Origin of the sequence: Vibrio sonorensis (genome assembly GCF_001854765.1) — a bacterium.
Taxonomy (GTDB): domain Bacteria; phylum Pseudomonadota; class Gammaproteobacteria; order Enterobacterales; family Vibrionaceae; genus Vibrio; species Vibrio sonorensis.
The window spans coordinates 1-1,824 of the sequence record NZ_LJJE01000067.1; the positions used below are offsets into that span (position 1 = coordinate 1).

General features: G+C 42.3%; 6 protein-coding genes. All 6 read left to right on the top strand.

What is annotated here, in order from left to right; all coding sequences use genetic code 11:
- The coding region (locus BLO31_RS12125; protein ID WP_217495123.1) for a hypothetical protein at positions 1-265 on the top strand (265 nt) is incomplete at its 5' end.
- Between the two features lie 11 nt (positions 266-276).
- Positions 277-585 (top strand): BrxR family helix-turn-helix transcriptional regulator, encoded by a 309-nt coding sequence (locus BLO31_RS12130; protein WP_070966715.1) that lies wholly within the window; start codon positions 277-279, stop codon positions 583-585.
- Positions 586-804 carry a hypothetical protein gene (locus tag BLO31_RS12135; protein ID WP_070966718.1) on the top strand — a complete coding sequence of 73 codons (219 nt, stop codon included), beginning with the start codon at positions 586-588 and terminating at the stop codon, positions 802-804.
- Between the two features lie 10 nt (positions 805-814).
- On the top strand, positions 815-1,054 hold the full coding sequence (locus BLO31_RS12140) for a hypothetical protein (protein WP_070966722.1): 240 nt from the start codon (positions 815-817) through the stop codon (positions 1,052-1,054).
- 14 nt (positions 1,055-1,068) lie between these two features.
- The gene (locus BLO31_RS12145) at positions 1,069-1,536 is read left to right on the top strand and encodes a hypothetical protein (RefSeq protein ID WP_070966725.1); all 468 of its coding nucleotides are present in this window, start codon (positions 1,069-1,071) and stop codon (positions 1,534-1,536) included.
- Positions 1,537-1,552: 16 nt separating this feature from the next.
- Entirely contained in the window at positions 1,553-1,819 is a 267-nt protein-coding gene (locus BLO31_RS12150; RefSeq protein ID WP_070966729.1) for a hypothetical protein, read from the top strand.
- The last annotated feature ends 5 nt before the right edge of the window (positions 1,820-1,824 follow it).

Sequence of the window (1,824 nt, forward strand, 5' to 3'; positions counted from 1 at the left end):
GCTCTCAGAGAGGGAAAATATGAAAGAAAAATCACTCCATATAGAGGACAGAGGTGGTCAAAAGCACCTCATAAAGTCTTACGAAAACCGAGATGAAAAAACCATTTTTTTACTGGTTTCGGGCTGCTTGGTAGTTAGATTTGATTATTTCGTAATTGATGAAGGTGAAATTGAGTTGCGTATGTTTATGAATGAAACACCAGTAGCATCCCTTGAGTTAGAGTTGTCTGCTATTGATGAAATTCGCAACGTTTGGAAGCAGTGAGGGAAAAAAGCATGTCAAAAGCGTTGCTTGATGATGCGGTTTTAAAACTGATAGACGCAAAACTTGCGCTTAATGGCAGTGTGACCAGTAAAGACGTTTATCGCCACCTTGGGCTTGGTAGGCAGAAAGTTAGCAAGGTATTTCAAGATTACTTAGCGGCCAATCCCGACTCTATGGTTTATGTGCCTGCAAAACGAAAATACATAGCATCCCCAGACTTTAAACCACACTTTCTTGGTGACACAAAAGCGGGTGAGTTTGTCGATGCATTAATCACGGTTTTTGGAACATTCACGAACAACGAAAAATCAGGGGAATAGATGCCGAGACTTAGCAAAGAGCGCGCAGATGCAAGAGTAAAGGTTTTGCTTCATGCTGCGGCATGGATTGAAGATCAGGCTACAGGAGCAAGTAGTTCAGAAACTTTCGAAAATGAACTGGAAGATTTCGATCTGCTTTGCTCAGAAGCAGAAAAGCTCGCCAAAAAACTACGACTCGATGCAAAAAAAATTGAAGCGCGTTTAGTAAACGAAACTTAGAGGGAAATTCGTGCTGTCATCCAGTGAACGAGCAAAAAGAGTAGTTCAAAAATACTGCGATAAAACAGGGTTTTTGACGCCACAATCCCAAGCCGCACAAACACTTGAAAAGTTAGTTTCAGAAGCACTTGAACAGCATGTTTTTGATGCTCTTCAAAGTAGAAAAAAGGCTACCAAACAATCAGCACTTGTAGAGTTTGAAACCAAATTTGCTGATTATCTTGGTGACGACAGTTTAGATAGTGAATAAGGGGAAATGTAGCCATGTCTCAGAAGCTTACTTACTCAGCACGTACTAACGAACATGAAGACCACATAGTTCTAGTGTGTACCGCCGAGAGCGGGGATGTTAGCGAAATAGCGCATGAACTATATCACACAGAAAATGACGTCGAGTTTGAGGCTTTGCCGTATGAGGTCGGAACGACAGAGTTTGATGTAATGATGGAAGAGTTAGAGCGATTACGCGCTGAACTATACGGAAAGCGCAAGAGACAGCCTTTTCCAGAACTCAACAAAGACTGTATTCAGCGAGTCGTACAGCTTAATAGAAGCATCCAAAATAAAGCGGGTGAGCTTTTCCCAGAGGGGACTCTAATGGTCGTTACGCAAAGACATAAGCGTGACAAGGAAGTGTCAATTAGACCTCTGAACGGCTCAATTCGCGTGAGTGAAGATGCTTGCAACTTCTTAGGTGATAAAGATGATTTTGGATTTTCACCACAACAATGATTTTTAAGGGGAATATATGGCAGGAATTTACGCAGGGTTTGACGTTGCTCAGATGCTTAATGCACTACAACGTTTTGCTATCGATGTTCGCTTGACGTCTGACGGTAACGCAGAAGAATGGACGCTGTACGTGTACTGTGATGAGTTTGGTGAGTATCACGAATCAGGCTCTCTTTTCCGAATCGTGATGAAAGCGTTTCAGCCTTACTTAGAAAAGGCCAAACATGAAAGAAAAGAGCTGAGTGATCAGTTGGGTGGCTTATTTACCACAGAGCAATCGTAAGGGGA

Bases quoted from the DNA above. Each gene is read 5' to 3' on its own strand.
- BLO31_RS12145 (WP_070966725.1), top strand. From the start codon at position 1,069: ATGTCTCAGAAGCTTACTTACTCAGCACGTACTAACGAACATGAAGAC.
- BLO31_RS12150 (WP_070966729.1), top strand. From the start codon at position 1,553: ATGGCAGGAATTTACGCAGGGTTTGACGTTGCTCAGATGCTTAATGCA.
- BLO31_RS12135 (WP_070966718.1), top strand. From the start codon at position 586: ATGCCGAGACTTAGCAAAGAGCGCGCAGATGCAAGAGTAAAGGTTTTG.
- BLO31_RS12130 (WP_070966715.1), top strand. From the start codon at position 277: ATGTCAAAAGCGTTGCTTGATGATGCGGTTTTAAAACTGATAGACGCA.